We start from the raw sequence: 4,447 nt of genomic DNA, 5'->3' as shown, positions 1-4,447 counted from the left end.
GTGCCCGTACGACGTGACGCTGCCCGAGCAGGTGCTGGAGGCGGCCCGCCGCATCCACCCGGTCGTGACCGAGGACGGCGTGCGGCGGATCAGCCCCGACTTCGCCGACCCGCTGGACGTCTGCCGGTCCTTCGACACCCCGCTCCCGGACCCGGTCGACCCGCTGGTGGTCGAGTTCGGCGAGCACGAGCTGGCGCTGGCGCGCGGCACGGCGGAGGACTGGGCGTCGCGCTGCGGGCTCTCGCCGGCCCGGCGCACCGACTGGCTCCTGGCCATCGGCGAGGCCACCGGCAACTCGGTGCGGCACGGCGGCGGGCGGGGCACGCTGCGGATGTGGCGCGCCGAGAACTCGCTGGTCGCCGAGATACGCGACGGCGGGCAGCTGACCGACCCGCTGGTGGGCCGCCGCCGCCCCGACCCGCGCTCGCCGCACGGCGGGCGCGGGGTGTGGATCATGCACCAGCTCTGCGACCTGGTCGAGCTGCGCGCCGGGGCGGACGAGCTGGTGCTCCGCCTCCACATGGCGGTGGAATGACCCTCCCGGCCGCGTGATGCGCCCGGCCGCCCGAGCGCGGGGCGGCCCTGCCGGCGACCGTGACCCGAGCGCGGGGCGCCGTGACGGGAGCGCGGGGCGCCACGTCGTGAGCGGGGTCGCCTCGACGTGAACGCGGGTCGCCGCCCGGTCGTCCGGCGCGAGGTCGCTCACTCCTCGAAGAGCGGCTCCTGCACGCCCTCGTCCTGCTGCTTGCGGACCCGGCGGTTGCGGCTGCCCACCACGCACGCCGTCGCCGCGCCCACCGCGGCGAACACGGCCGGCACCATCCACCCCTTGTTGAGCGCGTGCCCGAACAGGTGGTCGAGCGAGATCCGCCCCGGGCCGGTCACGGCCAGGCCCGCTGCGGTGAGGCCGAGCGAGGCCGCGTACTCGTAGCCGCCGCTCTGCGCGAAGAAGCCCTGCGGGGCGTGGACCGCCGCCGCTCCCGCCATCGCCCCCGCGGCCGCCGCGCCCGCCGCGGGCGTGGCCAGGCCGAGGGCCAGCAGCAGGCCGCCGCCCGTCTCGGCGGCGCCCGCCATGGCGGCGCTGGTGCGGCCCGGGGCGTAGCCGATGGACTCCATCCACTGCCCGGTGCCCTCGAGGCCATGGCCACCGAACCAGCCGAACAGTTTCTGCGTGCCGTGCACGGCGAGCACGCCGCCGGTGCCTGCCCGGAGCAGCAGCAGACCAAGATCACGCCGGTCGAAACACGTCACGTCGACTCCCTGAACCCTCTACCGGTGCGGACCGGACCCGGGTCCCCGGCTTTGCGCCGTTCCATCCGCCCACGCGAGTGATCACCGGGGGTCGCGGGGAGGTTACCCAGCCGTCATCTGCATGTCGTGTCCTCAACAACGGGGGGTCGTCCTGTCCCGCTCGAATGCCTTCCGCACCCCGTCCTCGTCCTCGTCCTCGTCCTCGTCCTCGTCCCGGAAGGCCACCATGCCCTCGCCCACCGGTCCGCACTCCGCCGAACTCCGCGACGCCGCGCTCCGGCTCGGCCGCCGAAGATTCCTGACCACCACCGCCGCGGCGGCCGCACTGGCCTTCGCGGTGGGCCTGCCCGGCGCCGGCACCGCCGCCGCGGACGAGCTCGAGTCCGCCCAGCTGTCCGAGGACCCGTTCACGCTGGGCGTGGCCTCCGGCGACCCGCTGCCGGACTCGGTGGCACTGTGGACCCGGCTGGCGCCCAGGCCCCTGGAGCCCGACGGCGGGCTGCCCGACCGGCGGGTCTCCGTGCACTGGGAGCTGGCCCATGACGAACGCTTCGCCCGCGTCGTCCGGCGCGGTCACGCCTGGGCGCACCCGGAGTTCGACCACGCCGTCCACGTCGAGGTGCGCCACCTGCGGCCCGGCGCGGAGTACCACTACCGCTTCCGCGTGGGCGACTGGGTGAGCCCGGCGGGACGCACCCGCACCGCCCCCGCGTTCGGCGCCCGGGTCGACCGGCTGCGGTTCGGCATGGTGTCCTGCCAGCGCTACGACCAGGGCCACTGGACCGCCTACCGCCACCTGGCCGGCGAGGACCTGGACGCGGTCTTCCACCTCGGCGACTACCTCTACGAGTACGCCGTCGACGCCAAGGGCGGCGCCCGCAACTACACGGACCGCGTGATCCCCGCGCACTTCGCCCACGAGACGGTGACGCTGGAGGACTACCGTCTGCGGTACGCGCTCTACAAGTCCGACCCGGACCTGATCGCCGCCCACCTCGCGCACCCGTTCGTGGTGACCTGGGACGACCACGAGACCGAGAACAACTACGCGGGCGACCACCCGGAGGGCTCCGTCCCGCCGGAGGAGTGGCTGCTGCGCCGCGCCGCCGCCTACCGCGCGTACTGGGAGAACATGCCGCTGCGCGCCGCCCAGCGGCCCGAGGGCCCGGACCTGCGGCTGTACCGGCGGATGCACTGGGGCGGCCTGGCCCAGTTCGACGTCCTGGACACCCGGCAGTACCGCACCGACCAGGCGAACGGCGACGGCTGGAAGACGCCCACCGCCGAGTCCGAGGCGGAGTCGATGACGCTGACCGGGGCGGAGCAGGAGCGGTGGCTCGTCGACGGCTGGCGCCGGTCGTCCGCGGTGTGGAACGTGGTCCCGCAGCAGGTCACCTTCAGCCGCCGCAACCACGCCACCGCCGGGAACACCACGCTGTCCATGGACTCCTGGGACGGCTACCCGGCCTCCCGGCGGCGGGTGCTGGAGGGGTGGAAGGCGTCCGGCCAGGAGAACCTGATGATCCTCACCGGCGACGTCCACGTGCACTACGGCCTCGACGTCAAGGAGGACTTCGACGACCCCACCTCGCGGACGCTGGGCACCGAGATCGTCACCAGCTCCATATCCTCGGGCGGCGACGGCTCGGCACGGCCGTCCAACTGGGCGGGGTACCACGCGCGGAACCCGCACCTGAAGTTCTACAACGGGCTGCGGGGCTACGCCACGGTCGAGCTGGGCCGGCGGGAGGCCCGGACCGAGTTCAAGACGGTCCCGCGGATCACCACGCCGGGCGAGCCGCTGACGGTGGCCGCCGCGTTCACCACCGAGGCGGGCAACCCGGGGCTCACCCCGGCCTGAGGCGCCCCGGCCTGAGCCGCCCTCGGCCTGACGGCACGCCGCCTCCGGGGGCGCGGGGCGGGCACGCGTCCCCGCGCCCCCGGGGCAGGACGGCTGCCGCCGGGGGCCACGGGACGGTCGTCGCCGCGGACGACGCCGGGTGCGGCGCGGTGAACCGCCCCGGGTCACTCGCCCGGGTAGCGGACTCCGACCTGGTCGCGGATCGCGTCGAGGGTGCGCATGACGGCGAGGGTCGACTCCAGCGGGACCAGCGGGGACTCGGTCTCGCCGGCCCGGATCGCGCGCATCACCTCGAGCGCCTCGTGGCGGAAACTGCTGCGCAGGCCGTCGCCCGCGGTGAGCGCGAACTCCTGCGGCTCGCGGCCCTCACGGTGCAGGACGAAACGATCCGCCTGGAAGAAGCCGTCGGGCACGTCGATCCGGCCGCGGGTGCCGGTGACGGAGGCGGTGATGCCCGTCGCACCGACGATGGAGCAGTGCACCAGACCGAGAGCACCGCTCTCCCAGCCGAGCACCGCTCCTGTCTGCAGGTCGACACCCTCCGGCGAGAGCACCGACTGCGCGGTGACGCGGTCCGGCTCCCCCAGCAGCATCTGCGCGAAGGCGATCGGGTAGACGCCGAGGTCGAGCAGCGCCCCGCCGCCCTGCTGCGGGTCGCGCAGCCGGTGCGCGACCGGGAACGGGCCGGCCAGGCCGAAGTCGGCCTGCACCGTCCGCACCTCGCCGATCTCGCCCTCCTCCACCAGCTGCCGCATCCGGCGCACCAGCGGGTTGCAGGCGGTCCACATCCCCTCCATCAGGAAGCGCCCCCGGTCCCGCGCCAGCGCGACCAGTTCCTCGGCCTCGCGCAGGTTCAGCGTGAACGGCTTCTCGCACAGCACGCCGCGCCCGGCCTCCAGGCACATCCCGGCCGCGGCCCGGTGGGCGGTGTGCGGGGTGGCGACGTAGACCACGTCGACGTCCTCGTCGGCGGCCAGCGACGCCCAGTCCCCGTAGGCCCTCGGGATGCCGAACCGCTCGGCGAACCCCTCGGCCGACTCCTGCGACCGCGAACCGACCGCCACCAGCTCGGCGTCCGGAATGTCGACGAGGTCACCCGCGAAGGCCGCGGCGATCCCGCCCGTGGCCAGAATTCCCCATCGCACCGTCTCAGCCATCCCGGCCGCTCCTCACCTCGTGACATCAGCCCTGCGCAGAGCATAGATCGGCCGCCGCGCACTCCGGTCCGCCCGGCCCCGACGTCTCACGGACCGGGCACCGGCCGGGCGCCCCGGCGTCGCGGGGGCGCCCGGCCGGTGCCCGGTCCGTGAGACGTCGGGGCCGGGCGGACCGGAG

The 4,447-nt window shown here is 74.9% G+C and carries 4 protein-coding genes; 2 read left to right on the top strand and 2 right to left on the bottom strand.

Annotated features, from left to right (window positions below; genetic code table 11):
* A partial coding sequence (locus ACOV8S_RS10490) for an ATP-binding protein (protein WP_448317519.1) occupies positions 1 to 535 on the top strand: 535 nt, incomplete at its 5' end.
* 167 nt (positions 536 to 702) lie between these two features.
* Here the strand turns inward: ACOV8S_RS10490 and ACOV8S_RS10485 are convergent.
* Positions 703 to 1,251, bottom strand: coding sequence for a DoxX family protein (locus ACOV8S_RS10485; RefSeq protein WP_448317518.1), 549 nt, complete (start codon positions 1,249 to 1,251; stop codon positions 703 to 705).
* A gap of 226 nt (positions 1,252 to 1,477) precedes the next feature.
* Here ACOV8S_RS10485 and ACOV8S_RS10480 point away from each other — a divergent pair, with 226 nt between their 5' ends.
* Complete coding sequence (locus ACOV8S_RS10480) at positions 1,478 to 3,112, top strand: alkaline phosphatase D family protein (RefSeq protein ID WP_448317517.1); 1,635 nt, start codon at positions 1,478 to 1,480, stop codon at positions 3,110 to 3,112.
* 164 nt (positions 3,113 to 3,276) lie between these two features.
* On the opposite strand, the gene ACOV8S_RS10475 is transcribed toward ACOV8S_RS10480, so the two are convergent.
* The gene (locus ACOV8S_RS10475; RefSeq protein WP_448317516.1) at positions 3,277 to 4,269 is read right to left on the bottom strand and encodes a Gfo/Idh/MocA family protein; all 993 of its coding nucleotides are present in this window, start codon (positions 4,267 to 4,269) and stop codon (positions 3,277 to 3,279) included.
* Positions 4,270 to 4,447 lie beyond the last annotated feature (178 nt).

The sequence above is a fragment of the Streptomyces sp. CO7 genome (assembly GCF_053474865.1).
The sequence above is the reverse complement of the archived record's forward strand: the minus strand, read 5'-3'. Positions and strand labels throughout refer to the sequence as shown.